The 19,711-nt window shown below is 63.4% G+C and carries 14 protein-coding genes; 5 read left to right on the top strand and 9 right to left on the bottom strand.

The window, feature by feature from the left end; translation table 11 throughout:
• Positions 1 to 220: 220 nt before the first annotated feature.
• Both purM and BLA15945_RS20135 read left to right on the top strand, forming a co-directional pair.
• Positions 221 to 1,276, top strand: a complete 1,056-nt coding sequence (gene purM, locus BLA15945_RS20130; RefSeq protein ID WP_059235991.1) for a phosphoribosylformylglycinamidine cyclo-ligase — start codon at positions 221 to 223, stop codon at positions 1,274 to 1,276.
• 106 nt (positions 1,277 to 1,382) lie between these two features.
• The gene (locus tag BLA15945_RS20135) at positions 1,383 to 1,778 is read left to right on the top strand and encodes a YybH family protein (RefSeq protein ID WP_059235989.1); all 396 of its coding nucleotides are present in this window, start codon (positions 1,383 to 1,385) and stop codon (positions 1,776 to 1,778) included.
• A 36-nt stretch (positions 1,779 to 1,814) separates the two neighbouring features.
• Here BLA15945_RS20135 and tet read toward each other — a convergent pair whose 3' ends face one another.
• Positions 1,815 to 3,008, bottom strand: a complete 1,194-nt coding sequence (tet, locus tag BLA15945_RS20140; RefSeq protein WP_174993221.1) for a Tet(A)/Tet(B)/Tet(C) family tetracycline efflux MFS transporter — start codon at positions 3,006 to 3,008, stop codon at positions 1,815 to 1,817.
• A gap of 62 nt (positions 3,009 to 3,070) precedes the next feature.
• Between tet and tetR the strand changes: the two genes are divergently transcribed.
• Entirely contained in the window at positions 3,071 to 3,703 is a 633-nt protein-coding gene (gene tetR, locus BLA15945_RS20145) for a tetracycline resistance transcriptional repressor TetR (RefSeq protein WP_174993222.1), read from the top strand.
• A 5-nt stretch (positions 3,704 to 3,708) separates the two neighbouring features.
• Here tetR and miaA read toward each other — a convergent pair whose 3' ends face one another.
• Together miaA and mutL are read right to left on the bottom strand one after the other, a co-directional pair.
• Positions 3,709 to 4,686, bottom strand: a complete 978-nt coding sequence (gene miaA / locus BLA15945_RS20150; RefSeq protein WP_059235986.1) for a tRNA (adenosine(37)-N6)-dimethylallyltransferase MiaA — start codon at positions 4,684 to 4,686, stop codon at positions 3,709 to 3,711.
• Entirely contained in the window at positions 4,683 to 6,686 is a 2,004-nt protein-coding gene (gene mutL / locus BLA15945_RS20155; protein WP_174993223.1) for a DNA mismatch repair endonuclease MutL, read from the bottom strand. The genes miaA and mutL overlap by 4 nt, the downstream gene beginning before the upstream one ends.
• Before the next feature lie 183 nt (positions 6,687 to 6,869).
• Here mutL and BLA15945_RS20160 point away from each other — a divergent pair, with 183 nt between their 5' ends.
• Positions 6,870 to 7,553 carry a DedA family protein gene (locus BLA15945_RS20160; RefSeq protein ID WP_059235982.1) on the top strand — a complete coding sequence of 228 codons (684 nt, stop codon included), beginning with the start codon at positions 6,870 to 6,872 and terminating at the stop codon, positions 7,551 to 7,553.
• Between the two features lie 77 nt (positions 7,554 to 7,630).
• On the opposite strand, the gene BLA15945_RS20165 is transcribed toward BLA15945_RS20160, so the two are convergent.
• The 6 genes from BLA15945_RS20165 to BLA15945_RS20190 form a co-directional block, all read right to left on the bottom strand.
• Positions 7,631 to 8,443: a mechanosensitive ion channel family protein gene (locus tag BLA15945_RS20165; protein ID WP_059235980.1), complete on the bottom strand. Its 813-nt coding sequence runs from the start codon at positions 8,441 to 8,443 to the stop codon at positions 7,631 to 7,633.
• Positions 8,444 to 8,645: 202 nt separating this feature from the next.
• The gene (locus tag BLA15945_RS20170; protein WP_081051877.1) at positions 8,646 to 10,478 is read right to left on the bottom strand and encodes an HAD-IIIC family phosphatase; all 1,833 of its coding nucleotides are present in this window, start codon (positions 10,476 to 10,478) and stop codon (positions 8,646 to 8,648) included.
• A 588-nt stretch (positions 10,479 to 11,066) separates the two neighbouring features.
• Entirely contained in the window at positions 11,067 to 13,028 is a 1,962-nt protein-coding gene (locus BLA15945_RS20175; RefSeq protein WP_174993224.1) for a GSCFA domain-containing protein, read from the bottom strand.
• Positions 13,029 to 13,462: 434 nt separating this feature from the next.
• Entirely contained in the window at positions 13,463 to 13,801 is a 339-nt protein-coding gene (locus tag BLA15945_RS20180; protein WP_174993225.1) for a hypothetical protein, read from the bottom strand.
• A gap of 177 nt (positions 13,802 to 13,978) precedes the next feature.
• On the bottom strand, positions 13,979 to 14,779 hold the full coding sequence (locus tag BLA15945_RS20185) for an ABC transporter permease (protein WP_059235975.1): 801 nt from the start codon (positions 14,777 to 14,779) through the stop codon (positions 13,979 to 13,981).
• Positions 14,776 to 15,411, bottom strand: a complete 636-nt coding sequence (locus BLA15945_RS20190; protein ID WP_174993226.1) for a hypothetical protein — start codon at positions 15,409 to 15,411, stop codon at positions 14,776 to 14,778. Before BLA15945_RS20190 ends, BLA15945_RS20185 begins: the two co-directional genes overlap by 4 nt.
• 1,317 nt (positions 15,412 to 16,728) lie before the next feature.
• Between BLA15945_RS20190 and BLA15945_RS20195 the strand changes: the two genes are divergently transcribed.
• Positions 16,729 to 19,710 carry a glycosyltransferase gene (locus tag BLA15945_RS20195; protein WP_081051876.1) on the top strand — a complete coding sequence of 994 codons (2,982 nt, stop codon included), beginning with the start codon at positions 16,729 to 16,731 and terminating at the stop codon, positions 19,708 to 19,710.
• Position 19,711 lies beyond the last annotated feature (1 nt).

Consider the following 19,711-nt stretch of genomic DNA (forward strand, 5'->3'; position numbering starts at 1 on the left):
CGCGCGCCGTACGCCGGGCACGCGCCGGGGGCTGCGGTTCCATGGGCTTCACGCGCGGCCGCACGCACGGCGCCGCGCGGGTTTCGGCGCGGTTCGCTCGGCGTTGAAAACGGGGACGTGTTGACCAAGATGCAATCCCTGACGATTCGGTGCTGGGAATTCCGGCCAACGGGCCGGCTTCGGGTAAAATCGCATTTTACCGACCTTCTCGCATTCCCCCATGAATCCTCCGAAATCCGCTCCTGACGCTCAGGGTCTGTCCTATCGCGACGCAGGTGTCGACATCGACGCGGGCGACGCGCTCATCGACAAGATCAAGCCTTTTGCGAAGAAAACCCTGCGCGACGGCGTGCTCGGCGGCATCGGCGGGTTCGGCGCGCTGTTCGAAGTGCCGAAGAAGTACAACGAGCCGGTGCTCGTGTCGGGCACCGACGGCGTGGGCACCAAGCTCAAGCTGGCGTTTCATCTGAACAAACACGACACGGTCGGCCAGGATCTGGTCGCGATGAGCGTGAACGACATCCTCGTGCAGGGCGCCGAGCCGCTGTTCTTCCTCGACTACTTCGCGTGCGGCAAGCTCGACGTCGACACGGCCGCCACGGTCGTCAAGGGCATCGCGCAGGGTTGCGAACTGTCGGGCTGCGCGCTGATCGGCGGTGAAACGGCCGAAATGCCGGGCATGTACCCGGACGGCGAGTACGATCTGGCCGGCTTCGCGGTCGGTGCGGTCGAGAAGAGCAAGATCATCGACGGCAGCACGATCGCCGAAGGCGACGTGGTGCTGGGCCTTGCGTCGAGCGGCATCCACTCGAACGGCTTCTCGCTCGTGCGCAAGATCATCGAGCGCGCGAACCCGGACCTGTCGGCCGATTTCCATGGCCGCTCGCTGGCCGACGCGCTGATGGCGCCGACCCGCATCTACGTGAAGCCGCTGCTCGCGCTGATGCAGAAGCTGTCGGTGAAGGGCATGGCCCACATCACGGGCGGCGGTCTCGTCGAGAACATCCCGCGCGTGCTGCGCGAAGGCCTCACCGCCGAGCTCGACCAGAACGCATGGCCGCTGCCGCCGCTGTTCAAGTGGCTGCAGGAGCACGGCGGCGTCGCCGATGCCGAAATGCACCGCGTGTTCAACTGCGGCATCGGCATGGCCGTGATCGTCTCGGCGGCCGATGCGGACGCAGCGATCGCCGACCTGACCGCCGCCGGCGAACAGGTGTGGAAGATCGGCACCGTGCGTGCGACCCGCGAAGGCGAGGCGCAGACGGTCGTAGTCTGACCGCAGCAGCAGATGCAGCAAGGAAAGCCGCCCGGAGTCGATCCGGGCGGCTTTTTTTTCGGGTGCGCGTGCAGTACGGACGCGCGCCGATGAAGGAGGGACGACGATGACCGAAGACGAACACGCGATCCGCGCGCTCGTGGACAACTGGTTCGTGTCGAGCCGGCGCGGCGATCTGGCGACCGTGCTTGACCTGATCGCCGACGACGCGATCTTCATGGTGGCCGGCAAGCCGCCGTTCGACAAGGCAGCGTTCGCGGCCGCGTCGCGTGACGCGAACGCAGGCGCCGAGCATGCGCCGAAGGTCGACGGCCGTTACCGGATCGACGAGCTGCGCGTGCTCGGCGACTGGGCGTACATGCGCAATTTCATCGAGATCGAGGCGACGCCGCCGGGCGGCGACACGATCCGCCGCTCGGGCCATACGCTGACGATCTTCCGCAAGGCCGACGGCCGCTGGCAACTCGTGCGCGATGCGAATCTCGTGACGCTCGTGCATTGAACGCGGCGGCACGGGTGGCGGGGCACCCGCCGATGCTCATGCGGACGGCCGCGGCGCGTTTGCCGGGCGCGTGCCGGCCAGCAATGGCGGCACCAGCAGGTACAGCAGCGCCGCCGCGGCCCAGACGAGCCCCGGCCACGTCGTGCGCGTCGCCGCGTAGGTTGCGGTGACGACCAGCGGCCCTGCGACGCCGATCAGGCTGGTCACGCTCGCCAGCGTGCCTTGCAGTTCGCCCTGGCGCGCATCGTCGACCTGCCGCGCGAGCATCGCCTGCAACGCCGGCAGCGTCATGCCGCCGGCCGCGAACAGCGGCAGCAGCGTGAACGGCACCCATGCGGCGGTCGCGAACGCGATCACCGCGAGCCCGAGCGCATCGCCCGCGAGGCCCAGCGCGAGCGCGCGGCGCTCGCCGAGCCGCGCGATCAGCGGCCCGATCGCGAATGCCTGCGCAAGCGCGTGGCACGCGCCGTAGCCGGCGAGCGACAGCCCTGCGACCGGCGTCGACCAGCCGAAATGTTCCTGGCCGTACAGGATCCACAGCGTCGCGGGCGCTTGCGATACGAGCGCCACGATCACGTAGATGCCGACCAGCGGCACGAGCGCGGGTGCGCCGCTCAGCCGGCGCAGGCTCGCGAACGGGTTGAGCGAGCTGGCCGCATGGCCGTCGCGAGCCAAACGCGGGCGCGACTCCGGCAGCGCGCGCCACACGAGCACGAGATTGAGCGCATTGAGCAGCGCGGCCGCGACGAACGGCGCACGCAGGTGCAGCGCACCGAGCAGCCCGCCGATCAGCGGGCCCGCGATGAAGCCGATGCCCATCATCGCGCCGAGCTGGCCGAAGCGCCGGGCGCGGTCGGGTTCGGCCGTCACGTCGGTCACGTACGCGGTCGCGACCGCGACGTTCGCGCCGGTGATGCCCGCGACCAGCCGCCCGACGTAGAGCCAGGCGAGCGTCGGCGCGAGCGCCATCAGCAGGTAGTCGAGCGCCGCGCCCGCAAGCGACGCGAGCAGCACGGGGCGGCGGCCGAAACGGTCGCTCAGCGCGCCGAGCAGCGGGGCGCACAGGAATTGCGCGAACGCGTACAGCGCGAGCAGGACCCCGTAGTGGGTGTCGGTGCTGCCCGCGCCGGCGAGCGAGCGCAGCAGCCCGGGCAGGATCGGCATCACGATCCCGACGCCGATCGCGTCGAGCAGGACCGTGGCCAGAATGGCAATCAGGGACGGATTCAAGAAGGTAACTCTATCGATGATAGAGTGGTGATTATTCCATAGTTTCCCTATCGGTGATAGAGATGAAGGACACAGGGGCGCGGCTGACGCGCGACACGGTATTGCGCGCGGCGCTCGAATTGCTGGATGAAGTGGGGATCGATGGGCTGTCGACGCGGCGGCTGGCCGAGCGGCTCGGCGTGCAGTCGCCGACGCTTTACTGGCATTTCAGGAACAAGGGCGAACTGCTCGACGCGATGGCCGAGGCGATCATGCTCGAGCGCCACGACGCGTCGCCGCCGCAGCCGGGCGAAGCATGGGATGCGTGGCTCGCCGGCAACGCGCGCAGTTTCCGTCACGCACTGCTGGCCTACCGGGACGGCGCGCGCCTGCATGCCGGCACGCGGCCGCGCGCGCTGCATTTCAGCTCGATCGAGCGCAAGGTCGCGCTGCTCGGCGACGCGGGTTTCACGCCGGACGAGGCGGTCGACGTGATGTACGCGATCGGCCGCTTCGTGGTCGGATGGGTGCTGGAGGAGCAGGCGGAGCCGGACGGCGACGCCGAGGCGCCGTTGCCGGACGCGGCCGAGTATCCGCTGCTCGCAAAGGGCTGGAACGCGCTGCGCGAGCGCAGCGGCGACGAAGCGTTCGAGCGCGGCATCGCGTGGATCGTCGACGGCGCCCGTGCGCGCCTGGCGGCGCGTCGGGCGGGCTGACGCGTTCAGTTACCCGGTGTGCTGCCGTCGAGTACGCGTTCGAGCGCGTCGAGCGCGCGGGCCGTCGAATCCGGCGCGATGCAATCGACGACGATCCGCTCCGGCATCGCACGCAGCCACGTGATCTGGCGCTTGCAGAGCTGGCGCGTCGCGAAGACGCCCTTGTCGCGCATCGTCCGGTAGTCGGTCTCGCCGTCGAGGAATTCCCATGCCTGCCGGTAGCCGACGCAGCGCATCGACGGCAGGTCGGGATGGAGATCGTCGCGACGGCGCAGCCGTTCGACTTCGTCGATGAAGCCGGCGTCGAGCATCGCGTCGAAGCGCTGCGCGATCCGTGCGTGCAGTACCGCGCGATCCGACGGTTCGAGCGCGACCGGCACGAAGCGGTAAGCGGCGGCCGCATCGTCCGTGCGGCGCGGCGCGGCAAGCAGCGCCGACATCGGCTGCCCGCTCAGCGTGAAGATTTCGAGCGCACGCTGGATCCGCTGCGAATCGTTCGGCGCGAGCCGCGCGGCCGTGTCGGGATCGACCTGTGCGAGCCGCGCGTGCAGCGCGGGCCAGCCGTCGCGCGCGGCGTCGGCGTCGAGCTTCGCGCGCACGTCCGGATCGGCGCCGGGCAGGTCGTTGAGCCCCTGCGTCAGCGCCTTGTAGTACAGCATCGTGCCGCCCGCGAGCAGCGGCGTGCGGCCGCGCGCGATGATCTCGCCGATCAGGCGCAGCGCGTCCGCACGGAATTCCGCGGCCGAATACGCGTCGGCCGGATCGATGATGTCGATCAGGTGATGCGGCACGCTCGCGCGCTCGTCGCGCGACGGTTTCGCGGTGCCGATATCCATGTCGCGGTAGACGAGCGCCGAATCGACGCTGACGATCTCGATCGGGCGGTGCGCGGCGAGCGCCAGCGCCGCGGCCGTCTTGCCCGACGCGGTGGGGCCGAGCAGGCAGGCGATCGTCGTCGGAGAGGACTGCGGTGAAGCGCTCATTGGCCGCGCATGAACAGGCGGTCGAGATCGTTCAGCGTGAGCTGATACCAGGTCGGCCGGCCGTGATTGCACTGGTCCGCGCGCTCGGTCGCCTCCATCTGGCGCAGCAGCGCGTTCATCTCGTCCAGCGTCAGGCGCCGGTTCGCGCGCACCGCGTGATGGCAGGCGAGCGTGCCGAGCAGTTCGTGCTGGCGCTCGGTGAGCACGCGCGAGCCGCCGAACGCGTGCAGGTCGGCGAGCACCGCGCGCGCGAGCGACTGCAGGTCGGCGTCTTTCAGCAGCGCCGGCACCGCGCGGATCGCGAGCGTCGTCGGCGACAGCACCGCGAGGTCGAAGCCGAGCGATTCGAGCGTGTCGCGTTCTTCCTCGACCGTGCCGATCTCGACCGGCGTGGCCGTCATCGACACGGGCAGCAGCAGCGACTGCACGGCGACCGTGCGGTCGGCGAGCGCGTTCTTGAACTGCTCGTACAGGATCCGCTCGTGTGCCGCATGCATGTCGACGATCACGAGGCCGTACGCGTTCTGCGCGAGCACGTAGATGCCGTGGATCTGGCCGAGCGCGAAGCCGAGCGGCTGCTCGTCGTGCGCGGTGGCGGCGAGCGGCGCTGCGGCGAAGCCCTGCAGCGGCGCGACCGGCGCGCCGGCCGAATCGCGGGCGAGGGTCGTCGTGCCGTCCGGCGTGCCGGCACCGCTGTCCTTGCGGCCGAACAGCGCATCGTAGAGCGCGAGCGGCTGCGCGACGGGCAGCGTGCCCTGCGTCATGCGCGCCTGGCGCATCCAGGTGTTGCCGGACGACGAGGACGACGACGGCGACGAGAAGCCGCTACCGCCGAAGCCACCGGTGCTGCCGGCCGGGTGGCCCTGGCTCTGGCCGAGCGGCGTGTCCAGGAACGACGACGGCCCGCGCGGCGCGGGTTCGAGATGCGCGGCATGGCCGCCTGCCGTGGTTTCCGGCGATGCGCCCGCGTGGCGCGCGAGCGCGCGCTGGACCGCATGGAACACGTACTGGTGGATCGAGCGCGAATCGCGGAAGCGCACCTCGATCTTCGACGGATGCACGTTCACGTCGACGGCTTCGGGCGGCAGGTCGAGGAACAGCACGTACGACGGGTAGCGGTCACCGTGCAGCACGTCCTCGTAGGCTGCGCGCACCGCGTGCGTCAGCAGCTTGTCGCGCACGAAGCGGCCGTTGACGAAGAAATACTGCTGGTCGGCGCGCCCGCGGCTCGCGGTCGGCAGCCCGGCGCAGCCGTAGACGGCCAGCGGTCCGGCCTGTTCGTCGAGCGGCAGGTGCGCGGTCGCGAAGCTGTCGCCGAGGATCTTCGCGACGCGCTGCGCGGGCTCGGTCGCATTCCAGTGCTCGACGGCCTTGCCGTTGTGCAGCACCGAGATCGCGACGTCCGGCCGCGCGAGCGCCGCGCGGCGGATCATTTCCAGGCAGTGGCCGAATTCGGTCTGCTCGCTCTTCAGGAACTTGCGCCGCGCAGGGGTGTTGAAGTACAGCTCGCGCACTTCGATCGTCGTGCCGGTCGAGCCGGCGGCGGGCGACAGCACGCCGGTCTGCGCATCGATCTTCATCGCATGCGCGGCATCGGCCGTCCGGCTCGTGATCGACATCTCGGCGACCGACGCGATCGACGCGAGTGCTTCGCCGCGGAACCCGAGCGTCGCGACCGCCTCGAGCTCCTCGAGCGAGCGGATCTTGCTGGTCGCATGGCGCATCAGCGCGAGCGCCAGCTCGTCGGGCGGAATCCCGCAACCGTCGTCGGTGATCGAGATGCGCTTCACGCCGCCTTCTTCCAGCACGATGCGCAGTGTCGTCGCGCCGGCATCCATCGCGTTCTCGAGCAGCTCCTTGACGACCGACGCCGGGCGTTCGACGACCTCGCCGGCGGCGATCTGGCTGATCAGCTGGTCGGGCAGGGGCTGGATCGCGCGCAGCGGGCGCGGAGCGGGGGCGGGCGTGGCGCCCGCGGCCGTTTCGGTGATATCGGACATGGCCGAATTATAGCGAGGCGGCGGATGCGTGCCGGGGTGGCCCGCCGTTACGTTTTTTCACGGAGCCTTAAGGTAGTTTCGGTATCATGACTCCATTGCGCGCGCCGCCTTGGCTGGCGGGCGCCTCCGCCATCTCTGGCCTTTTCCGGCCGTTCCGGCCCTATCGCCTTCGAGGAATCGCATTTGGATACGCTGCTTCATTTCGTCAACCTTGTCCTGCATATCGACGCCTTCCTCGGCGATTTCATCCGGCAGTACGGCGCGTGGGTCTATCTCGTGCTGTTCCTGATCGTGTTCTGCGAGACGGGGCTCGTCGTGTTTCCGTTCCTGCCGGGCGATTCGCTGCTGTTCATCGGCGGCGCGTTTGCGGCGACGGGCGAAATGAACGTCGGCGCGCTGATCGTACTGCTGCTCGTCGCGGCGATTACCGGCAACACCGTGAACTACCTGATCGGCCGCTGGGTCGGCCCGAAGGTGTTCAATACGCATATCCCGGTGCTCGAGCGCTTCCTCGATCGCGCCGCGCTGCAGAAGACCCATTCGTTCTACGACAAGCATGGCGGCAAGACGATCGTGCTCGCGCGCTTCATCCCGGTCGTGCGCACGTTCGCGCCGTTCGTCGCGGGTGCGTCGTCGATGAGCGCCGCGCGCTTCCAGCTCTTCAACGTGATCGGTGCGCTGGTCTGGGTGCTGCTGCTCGTGCTGCTGGGCTATTTCTTCGGCAACATCCCGTTCATCCGCCAGTACCTGAACGTGATCGTGCTGGTCGGGATCGGCGCGGCGATCGTGCCGGTCGCGCTCGGCGCGGTGTGGAAGCTGGTGCGCGGGAAGCAGTCGGACAACGCGCAGAAGACGGGCGGGCGCTGAGCGCGCGCGTTACCGTCGCTTCGGGGCAATAAAAAAGCGTGGCGAGTGCCACGCTTTTTTTTCGTCCGTGAATGCCGTTACGCGGTGCGATGCGAGACGGGCGTTTCGGGCGTCGGGTATTGCGCGTCGCGGAACGTCTCGAGGATCACGCGGTTGGTGTCGCAGTACACCTGCCAGTAGTTCTCGGGCGCCGTGGACGGGCGCACGAACAGCAACGGGCCTTCCGGCGTGAACTGCAGCACGCCGACGTCCGGCGCCGGGCTGGTCAGCACGTTCGGGATCTGCTGGATCGACGACTTCAGGCGGTTGATCGCGTCGACCGCATCGACACCGTTCGCGATCTTCGCGGTCAGGTCGACACGACGGTACGACGTCGCGCTGTAGTTGGCGATGTTGTCCGAGAAGATCTTGTTGTTGCCGACGATCGTGACGATGTTGTCGGGGGTGACGATCGTCGTGCCGAACAGGCCGAGCTCCTTCACGGTGCCCGTGACACCGCCCGCGTTGATCACGTCGCCGATCTTGAACGGGCGCAGCACCTGCATGAACACGCCCGCGGCGAAATGCGCGAGCAGGCCGCCCCAGGCCGTGCCGATTGCGAGGCCGAGGCCGGCGAGCAGCGCGGCGAACGAGGTGGTCTGCACGCCGAAGATCTGCAGGATCGCGAGGATCAGCAGGATCGTCAGCAGCACGCCGACGACGGAGGTCAGGTAGTCGGTGAGCGTCGGGTCGACCTTGCCGCTGCGGCGGACGACCTTGCCGAGCAGGCGGGTACCGATGCGGATCGCCCAGCGGCCGATGAACCACAGGACGATTGCGGCGAGGAGGTTGAGGCCGAAGTCGAGGCCGCGGGTCATCAGGAATTGCTGGGCGGTGGCGAGATCGATCATGCGTTCTCCAGGTGGGGGATAGGGGCGCGATGTGCGCGTGGCTGCGCAGTTATACCTGTGCGATGACGACACGGCAACCGGGCCGGGCGATTGGACTGTCAGGGATTGTCAGGGGCAATTCGCTCGGCAACCCGACGATCGTGACGGAGGCGGTGTCCGGACCCGACAGGCAACGCGCGACGCGGCATCGCAACCTGCCGGGTTAGACGGCGGTCGGCCCGGCAACCGAGAACGTGACGTGCCGTGGCGCTGCAAGTCGCTGCTGGCGCGACAGTACCCATGTTCCCGGTACTGCTTCGGTGAAGCCGCATGTCGAATAGACTGCCCGGCCGAGTGCATTCGCCGGCGTTTCGACGACGTCGCCGACCGCATCGGAATGAGCGTGAATGGCTGCCGTGATGGAAGCCAGCAGGGATTGCTCGACGCCGAGTCCGAACACGCGGCAACTCATGACGTATTGCTCGATACGCTCGTGATGCACGATTGCGACGGCGACGAGACCGTAGTCGGTGTATTTGTCGATCACATGCGCGACAACCATCACTGTGCCGGCATCGAATGCGCGAGCGCACTCGTCGAACGACCATCTGCGCCCCGTCGTATTGAACTGGTTGGATTTGTTGACCAATTCGAACGCGCGCGTGAACCTGGCATCGTTCGTATTCGTCACGCGGTGTGCCGTTACCTTTACTTGCAGCGATTGCAGGAATGCTTCACGACTCATTTTCGAACGGGCATGCTCGCGCTCGATCTGGGCTTGAATCATTTCAGTGCGGCGGCCGGATTCGTCGGTGACGTGCGCAACCTGTGTTTCGCCGGACCAGAGAAGCACGCGGCGCAGACGATAGACATCGCCGCCGAGAACCCGCATGTCCGGAAACGCCTCCGCCACGGCGGCGCGCTCGGCCGGATTGTCGTCGATAAAGACGACGTTTCTCGGCAGCAGATTCGTTTCAGCGAGAATGTCCTGGATGTTTTCGACCTTGGGTTTCCAGTTGATCTTGATCGACGCGAAATCGGACATCGAGATCACGCCTCCGACGAAGCCCTCCGTGCTCCATAGTTCGCGGATGCGTTGCTCGTCGTTCTTGCTCGCGATGGCAAGCAAGATGCCGCGGCGTTTCAGGAATTGAAGCGCTTCGATGACGCCGAGCGGATAGCCTTCGATGGCGTTGAAGCGAATGCCTTCCTCGGCGATCACGCCTCGCCAGAGCGTATCGTCGAGATCGACGATGACAAGCTTGACGGAGTCGATCTGTTTCGCGGACGTATACATCGCCCGTAGCTCATGCCATACGGCGGCGCAAAACTGGTTCGTCTTGATTTCGTACTGTTGACTATATTGCGCGGGCGGTTCGATTCGCTGACTGTCGAGCGGGTAGTCGAAATCGAAGACGAACGTGCCGTGTGCGTGCACCCATATGCTGTCATCCTGAATGTATTTCTTGCCGATCGTCGACGAGATGGCGTCGATGTCGATCGTATAGGTGTTTTGACGTGCGGAAACTTCCCCGGCGATCAGTTCGTTCAGCTTCTCGGTGTAGAACACGGGATTGCGCAGATCGTATCGCGGCAACATGCGCCCCATGGCGTTCTGCTGCGGAACCAGGAAGTTCGCGACGAATGTCAGGATCTGATGTGAGTCGTTGTAGCTCAATGCGCCGCCCAGCAGTTGCAAAAGGCGTTGTCGTGACTCGTTGAACGTCTCGACGTAGCGCTGCGGATTCTGGTAGTTCAGGCGTGCCGTCATCGTTTCCGGCGCAACGGTGCGCATTGGGAGCACGATGAGCTGAAATGCGTACGCTTCGACCGGATGCGGCGGGCTGGGCGGCAATTGGCCTGCAAAATTGTAGGGGACGTAATCGACTGTCGCGCCATCGAACGCAAACGCCGCGTAGGGCGTGAGCAATTCCGAGAAACATGACCCGATAACCAGTATTCTCGATGCGCCGTGCCGGCTCGTGGAAAGGTCGTTGGGTACGCGATGCAGCCAGTCGTCGACCGGTTGTGCTGCGGGAGACGTGGTTTCTGTCATGTGTGGATGCACCTCGTCAGATGATGGCATCGAAGCATGTGAGGTAACCGGGCTTCCAGCGACGGGCAAATTTCAGGCCTGGCGCCGTGCTTGACGAAGATCGGCCTCGCGGCGCGTGTCGCTGCAGACGCATCCGAATTTCTAGCGCCGGCGCATGGCGACGATATGAATCTGGATGTTTTGCTGGCCGATGCGGCAATCAAGCGGCGTGCGTCGCACGTGACATGCCGCCCGGGGCTTCACGCGGCGTGACGTTCGCCAACTTGGTATATACCAAGCGCGACAGATGAGGCAACCACGGTGAGGCCGATGACGCGGAGGGACGGATGCGGTGTCGGGAGGCATCCTGGGCGGTTGCCGACTGGATGCCGCACGTCGAAAGAGGGCAGAGGCGGGCTGACGAGGTTCGCGTTGCGCGAAGAAGGCAATGCGACCGAAGCGGGCCCGACGCGGTCCGTGCATTGACGGCGAGGCGCGGGCTGGTCGCTTGCCAGCCAGCGGAAGAACCGGTGAACGCGCGCCGCGATGCAGATCGCGTCGAGCCGGGCAAGGTCGCGGCGCCGCAGCGACCTTGCCCTTGGGTGAAGCTCAGACCTGGAAGTTCGCGATGGCTTCCTCGTCACAGACGACGCCGGTGACGTTGCGATGCAGTGGAGCGGGTTCGTCGGCTGCCGGGGCTGCCGGCCGCTCGACCGGTGCTGCGGCGACCTGATCCGTACCGCCGCCGGCATAGTGCTTCATGAACAACCGCATCACGTGTGCCACGCCCGCATCGGTCACGGTACGAAGGTCGTCATCGAAGTACGCGCCGCGATTGTAGTTGCCGGTGATGACTTCGAACGACGGGAAGTAGCCGACGTGGGCATGCGCCGTGCTCAGTTCCTCCGCCGCGACGCGCAGTACCGACTTGCTGTACGTCGTTGCCGTCAGCGCATGCTTCGGTTCGTACGTTGCGATCAGCGGCACCGGTGATACGGTCAGGATCACTCGGCATGCCGGGTTGATGACGCTGAGCATGCCGATGAACTCGTTCATGTCCGCAATCACGTCGGCTGCCGAGAAATTGACGAATTCGTATTTGTCGGCATCCATCGATCCGCCAGCGACGCCCGGTGCGAGCGGGAAAACCGCTCCGTCCGATTTCGCGCGCCACGACTCGGTCAGCCCCAGCGTGAATACGAAAACGTCCATCTGCTCGAGCATGGTGCGAACGGCCGCAAAATGCTCGGCGCGTGATGCAACGAGTTCTGCCTCCGAACCGAAACCCTCAGGTTCGATCTGCGGACGGAACGGATCGACGAAGCGACCGTCCTTGCGTTGCCACACCTGGTCCTGCGGCACGAATTCGCCGCTCACCCGCTTGAGAAGCTGCACGAGCTGGCGCGCGGTGTAAATGTTGCCGTAGCGCGCCGAGAACACGCCAAAATTACGGTTTGCGGCCTGTTCTTTCGTCGATCCCTCGGGCGCTTGCTCGGGGATGAAGTAGTTGAAGCCGTTGGCGCTCAGCGTTCGCGCGATGTGTTGCGCAAAGCAACTGCCGGCAGTCGCGACCTTCTGCTCCTGTGCGACCGAAAACTTCCCGGACACGACCGGATCGACGTCGATCGCCGCCGGCGTTGCGACGCCCTTCTTCCAGAATTGATGGTCCGGCAGGTTGCGATACGGATTCGCGAACGCGTCGGCGGCCGGTTCTGCCAACCGTCGATCGAACTCGGCAAGATAGAAATTCACCGGCATGATCGAATCCCGGTCGAATTGCTGATAAGTCGCAATCGACCCGTCGATGAACGCGCGCAGACCGATGACGCCGTTCGGCTCTACCTGCTTGAAGGCGTAGTCCCCGGACTCGGGGTAGGACGTTGCTTCCGCGACCTCCGGATAAATCGGCCAGATCGGCAGCAAGGCGAGCGGATCGTGCGCGTAGCGCCCGGGATTCTGATTGATGACGGGCACGCCGAGACGCTCCAGAACCGCGCGTGCAACGTCGGCCACCGTCGACAGTGTCGGATGGTTGTACGTGTGCATAAAGCAGCCGCTGCGCAACCATTTGTCGACGGCACCCTGCAGATTCAGGCCGGTCGCCGCAATTTCTTCTCGCAGCGCCTTTTCGGCGTGCGACCAGGTGTTCAGGTAACCGAGCTTGCGGTAAGTCTCACGGGTGAACCTTGCTTCGATCTCGTCTGCAGACAGGCCGCGCAGATAGCCGTGAACCACGAGCGACGAGTTGTAATGCATCATCGGCCCCTGAATCGCCTCGGGAACGTCGCTGCCGATGCGCTTCCCCTGCAGATAGGTCATGTCAGGGTGATGGCCGACGAATGCGAGATCCGGGAAGAGCACCAGCCGGTCGCGCGGCATGTCTGCCATGTGCTGTTCGATGAATCGCTGTGCGATGACAACGTCGTATTCCTGGAACAGCCACGGTACCGTCACCGAACCATCCGACAGCGTCGTCAGCAGGAAAAACTGCGGCTCCAGCGTGCCGCTCATCTCGCGCATGCATGCCGCGAGACTGGCTCCCTGGCAATTCGAAATGATTGCAATTTTCACAGACCAATACCTCGAATATTAAAACCGCCGTTCATCGTGGAACGGCCGCATGTTTGAAAAACGAGCAACATCCCGGTGTCTCGCCGATTGATGTTGCGAAATTCACGCAAGTCGATTCTTGCAAAACGGACTATTGCTTCCGAACTCCCTCTGGTGCGGTCGGCCCACGTCTTGAGGTTGAGCGATGTCGCGTCGTCGTGAGTGCCTTCATTGGGGAGCTTCGAGATAGGGTCTTTAATGCGCTCAAGTCACATCCATCAAGCTGCCCGGGCACAATCGAGCACGGCCTGACGGATCCATTTCTATCGAAATGTAAGGCCCGCCGTGACTGCCGAGCCCGTCAAGAGGCCAATAATACACGGTAAGGACTGAAAGTATGTGGCATGGAATTCAGGCTGCATATGGACGAGCCGAGGCAGGACTTTTCTTGCCGTTTACCGGATCCGCAGGCTGAACGTCACGTCGTCGGCACACCTTGCGCTGCTTCCATGTCGATGCGCGATGGGCGGATCAAGTTCTTCGCGCAACGCATCGGTGAGGCCGCGCACGATGGCGGGCGTGACATCGTTGCGTGTCTGGGCCGGTGGCCCCGAGACAGTTTCCGGCAGAGAGGCTTCGCGGTTGATCAATCCGCGCCGGGCGGCCTGGAAGATCGGGAAGTGCTGCGGCTCGATGAAGTGCGGCCCGCTACATGGTCGAGGCGGTGCAGCTGCGAGCGACGGGGGAGGCTGGGGCGCCGGTATATTCATGGCCGCCGTGTGACCGCCGTCCATATCTGATGCGGTCCGGCCATACGCGCCTGATCCTCATCCAGCGCTGTTCTTCGATTCCGATGCGATTCGCGCGGGTGTCTGCGGACGAAGCTGCAGCCCCGCTTGCGGGTGCCGGGGGCGGGAAATGTTTTGCTTGATGGTGCCTCGCCCCGGCAACGCGTAGAGATTACCGATAGCTTAATCGGGCTGGACTCTTTTTCCTGCCTCGCGCGTGAAAAACAAGCCGACGAACAGAAGCGTCGCGTCGACGAATACCATGTACGTAACATCGTAATGCGTCTTGACGACGGATCCGAAAAACCCGGCGCGCAGCATTTCGGTGCCATTGACCATGGGCACGAGAAGTGCATATTTTCGCCACGCCTCGGGGAGCCATTCGACCATAAAGGCCGAGCCGGAAAGCGGAAAGACCAGATAGGCGATCGTATGCCAGAGCCGCTCGACCATTTCACTCCGCTCGGTCAGCGAGCCAATCGTCAGTGCCAATGCTGCCCCGAAAACGGAAAGATATAACCACCCGGCCAATACGAGCGAGATATCCTTCGGAGGCTCCATCCAGCCGACGATGATATAGATGACGCTCAGAATAATGCACGACATCGTGGCGCCGGAGATTTCGAGCAGGATGCGTGCCCAGAAAAAATCGACAACGCGGACGTTGCGGTGATAGAGCAAGCTCTGGTTCGGCAGGATCGCCAGTGCACAGCGGGTGGTGCAGTTTCGCCAGACCAGAACGGCGGAATAGCCGGTCAATGCGAACGCGGTAATCGAAATGGATGCGACGTGTTCGGCTTTGACCAGGTTCCACAGCGTCGTGACACCGACTGTAAATGTCATCGGCTCCAGGAAAATCCACAGAAAGCCTACGTTGTGGCGGCCATAGCGAGTCAATATTTCACGCATCAGCAACGCGCTGATGACGCGTAGCTGAATGCTGATCGATCGGACCAGCGGCGTATTGTGCTGAGATTCAATCATGTAAGCGTAAAGGTTTCGAGAGTGCCGGCGAAGCGGGGCAACCGTTCGATTGAAGGATTGCCTCTGTGAGGCGGGCAATCGGTGATGCGGTACTTCTTGCTTTCCACCCTGTCCTCGAGCACGTCGACGCCTTCTTTCAAAATTGGAAGCGATGCCGGGGCGATATCGGGCCTGCTGCTCTGCTGGCCGTGGCAGGTGACCCCATTGCGCTTGCGGTGCCCGGAACCCGATTTAGCGTCGTCCCGACGGAAGAATCCGGTCGAGAGTATATATGGAACGCAACACTGCATGCACGTATGGAATGCGTTTGAACTGGCCAGCGATCGGGATGCGAACGACGGTCTCACCATTCGGTGCATTCGTGTGTCGCGAACACGTTGCCCCGATTGGCGCAGGGCGTAGGCTGTCGAGATGCGTGGGCAGGGGGCGCAGCTGCGAGTGTCGTGCGCCGTCCGTTGCGTGCCGCCGGGGTGCCGGTCTGGCCAAGTCGTTTTGTTGCGCCCGGTATTTGCCGTCGCGCTGCTGGCAGGGCTCTTATCGTCGTTGCCGGTGTCCGGTACGTAAGCGCCGGACGACGGATTTTCGTCTGGCCCCGCGTCTTGATCGCAATCGTTGAGCAGCAGGAAGTCCATGTGAGTATTGCGGGAAGGCTGCATGCATCTTCGTGGGTCATTTTCATGACACCGCGCCCGCCCGAGAGCAAATCGTGCGAGCCGCGTTTCACCGGTTGGACTGGGCGACATGGACGGCTGCCAAGAAGGCTTTTTATTTTGCTGTCGCGTGCAAATGCATTTAAATTGAAAGGCGTCGATTTTTGTATGGTAATCGCGATGGTGAGTGGCGTTGTGTCGATCGTCCATTAATGGTGATTTGATGTTTTTCAGATCATTTTTATTTTCATGGCGAGGAATGTCGGTAAGGCGCTGCTTTACTGATCTCGCCGGAACGGATGTTGCACATCGGGTGAGTGGGGGTGGGGCTTGCCAAATTCGGGGCGACTTCGCATCCGGCGAACGATTCGACGGCCGTCACTCAAGCTTGCGATTCGAACGACCTGGTCCAGTCGTAACGCGCTTCGGTGATTCGAATTAAATGGCGAGTCGGAAAGACGTTTTGCAAGCGTTCCGTTGCGATGTGAGTTCGGCGCAAACGCTTGCGTTGCGATCCGGGTGGCGTCGGTGAAGCGGTTTCTACGGAGGACGCCGGCGATGAAGTGGCGCCTGGTGCGTGCCGAATCAAAAAGGGCGGATACCGGATGCCTCGGGGTCGCGTCGTTGTCGGTGCCGGGTGCCGTCTTGGTTGTTCTTGACAATGTGACCATTCGGCTTCGGGTGAATTCGATCTGGACGCCCGCGGCGGCGCAATAGATGGCTCGGTAGATTCGCGGTATCGCTGCCGGTGTCGGCGCGCTTTCAGGGCATTTCAAAGCGTCTCGATTCCTCGTGACGTAATTTTGTATTCATGCGGAAATTTGTGGAATTTGTTGCGTGGATGGTTCGGTTTTCAAGTAAATTTCGCTTGTATGGTATTCGACGCCGAGTGCGTGACTTATAATTGCCGGTCGCCGCTGGTCGGGACCGTTGTACGTGTCCGTGACGGCAACGAATTTTCCCGGTTTCGCTTCCTGCATCCGGCAGTGAGGCTGGCTGCGGCCGCATCGTTTGGTGCCGCGCGGGGGTATGCCGACGGCCCTCGTTGACGAGCCGGGCGGTGGATGCGGCGACTGCGCGCGAGGCGCGCAACTCCTTGAAACGGGCGGGCGGTGAAAGAAAAGGCGCAGGACGGGCGGCGTTTTGGGACTGACAAGAGAGTCACCTGTTTTGAATTTATTGATTTCGTGTTGTGGAGCGCGCCATATAAATGAGATCGAATTAGAGGGTAATGGGTCGTGCTCAATTTCGGTTTGTTGCTAATTCCAGTGGTGTCGCTTCGAATTTGGTGAACTCTTGATGAATATGAATGTCGCAGGCCTGCTGCGGGCCGATGGTGAAGATTTTGTTCGTAACGCCTATCTTTCGTTGCTGCGTCGTGAGCCCGACGAAAGCGGCCGGGCTCATTATCTGGAACGTTTGAAGTCAGGTGTGCCGAAGGAACGTATTCTCGCTGAATTGTATTTGTCGGCGGAAGGTCAGCAGAAGAGCGTTCGTGTCGATGGAATGGACGATGTGGTGGCCACGTATCAGCGCACCTCCTTTGCGCCGTTCAAATTCCTGAGCAAGCTTTTTTCTTCGAATGCATCGCCGTCGCTTTCCGAGGCGGTCGCGCCTCCGGTTCCCGTCACGGATGCACACCTCGAGGCGCCGGCCATGCCGGCGCACGAGATTGCTGTCGCGCGCGTCGAGCCCAAGCCGGTGATTCCGGTTCCGGTCGTGGCGCCGCGCGATGAGCCGGCGGTATGGATGGACCTGACCGCGACGATGGAGTGGCGCGGCGGCGTGGTGGGTATCATCCGTGCGGAGCTCGAAGTCGCGCACGGGTTGAAAAAGGTGCATCCGGGCATTCGCTTTTCCATGCAGCGAGGCGGCGGCTTTATTGAAATTCCGCAAGAGCAGATGCGGTGGCTGTTCGATGCCGACAACGTTGCGGAAACCTATATTCGTACGGTCGGCGCCCAGATCTCGAGCGAGCAAAACGACACGTCCGGCAGTCCGTGCCTGGCGGAGGTCCTGAATCTCGTCGCACCCGACAACGCACCGTTCTTTCATCCGTATATCGCAGGCGATGCGATCTTCTCGTGCGGCTGGATCACGAGCCAGAAGGAAGCTTATTTCTCGCGGCTCAAGAACGAGTGTCCGGGCGTGTATCTGTCGTATCTCGTCTACGACGTCATCCTGTTGCGCAAGGGAACGAGCCATCTGTACGACAAGCAGACGCGTGACCAGTTTGCGCAGTATCTCGAGTGGGTGGCGGAAAACGTCGATTTCATCCTCTACGGCGGACAGACTGCCCAGCGCGATGCGACGGAAATTTTCAAGGAGCGCGGCTGGCGCGTTCCGCATAGCGACTTCCTCAAGCTCGGGTCGGACATTGCGCGTGCGAAAGGCACCCAGGACGACCGGACCATCCTGCGCGACATCGGTATTACCGGGCCGTACCTGATTACCGTGGGCTCGATCGAGCCACGCAAGAATCACGACACGATTTATCGGGCGTACCTGATGGCGCTCGAAAAGGACCCGCGCAAGGTTCCGCAACTGGTGATCTGCGGCAAGCCCTGGTGGTCGGAGGATCTGCTGGATGCGCTCAATCGCGATCCGCGTCTCAAGGGGGTGATCATCCGGTTGTCCCCGACCGACGAGCAACTGGCGGCGCTGTATCGCAATTGTCTTTTCACGCTGTTGCCCAGCCTGTACGAAGGCTGGAGTCTGACGCTGCCCGAGAGCCTCGATCAGGGCAAGTTCTGCATTGCGAGCGATAACCCTCCGCTGCGCGAAGTGGGGCGTGACCTGGTCGAATTCGTTCCGGCCTGGGACGTCGCGACCTGGGCGGAAAAGATCGTGTTCTATGCGAACGACGCGCAGGCACTGCTGCAGCGCGAGTCGCGGATTGCGAAGGAGTGGACCAAGACGACGTGGCTCGATACGGCCGGCATGATCCGCAGCAAGATTGCGAACTACCGGGCGAATCATCCGGCTGCGCATGCGGAGCCGTCGATCTGGATGGATCTGACCACGACGTATCTGTATTGGCATGGCGGCGTGCAGGGCATTATCCGGGCCGAACTTACCTACGCACGGTATTTGCACGAGCTGGCGCCCAATACGCATTTCTTTGCCTGCCACAACGGCTTGATGTTCGAGATCTCGTCGGACAATCTTTCGTGGCTGTTCAATAGCGATGACCTGGCGACGTCTTACCGGCACTTCCACGAGTTCTACAAGGAGCATGAAGCCGACGGAACCGGTTGTCGTCATCCGTTCGCGCATGGCGCCGGCCCCGATCATCCGGGCGTGCTGCGAGAATTCCCGGACAACGCGATCGTGTTTTTCGCGGCGATCGACTGGAATCCGTCCCACGAAATGGCGCGATCCCATCAGGCGGTGCAGCTGGCGCGTCAGAAGAAGAACGTGACGGTTTCCCAGCTCATCTACGATTTCACGCCGATGCTGATTCCGCACCATCACATGAAGGAAACCGCGGACGCATACGAGCCCTTCATCAAGTACTCGTCGGAAAACTTCGATCATCTCGTGTACGGCGGGCAGACGGCACGACGCGACGGCATCTCGTTCCAGAAGGCGCATGGGTGGCCGACGCCTCCCAGCGATTACGTCGAATTCGGATCGGACATTTCCGAGTCGGATGTCGTGTCGACGCGTGCGAGCGCATCCGCCGACGCGGCGGTGCTGCAGAGACTCGGTGTCGCATCCCGGTTCATCATTACGGTTGGAACACTGCAACCGAGAAAGAATCAGGAAATGCTCTATAAAGCGTATGTCACGCTACTGGAGCAAGGGCACGAGGCGGAATTGCCCCAGATGCTGTTCATCGGCGGAAAGGGTTGGAACTCGGATGACTTCCTGAAGGTCTTCTCGGAGGATGAGCGCATCAAGGGCAAGATTTTGCTGCTCCGCCCGACCGATGCCGAACTGAATGTGCTTTATCGACATTGCCTCTTTACGCTGCTTCCGTCCTTCTACGAGGGATGGAGTCTGACGTTGCCGGAGAGCCTGAGTTACGGGAAATTCTGCCTGACGTCCGACTGCGATCCGCTGCGTGAAACAGGGCGGGATCTGGTCGAATACATCAACCCGCTCGATACCTATCGCTGGGCGGAGCGCATCCTGCATTACTCGACGCATCACGAAGAGGTCGCAGCGTGGGAAGACCGAATTCGTCACGGCTGGAAGTCCAGGACGTGGCGTGAATCGACCGAGATGCTGCTTGAATCGCTCCGTCGTGCTCATCTCGAACGCGGCGCGAAGAGATAAG

The organism is Burkholderia arboris (assembly GCF_902499125.1).
GTDB classification, from domain to species: Bacteria; Pseudomonadota; Gammaproteobacteria; order Burkholderiales; family Burkholderiaceae; genus Burkholderia; species Burkholderia arboris.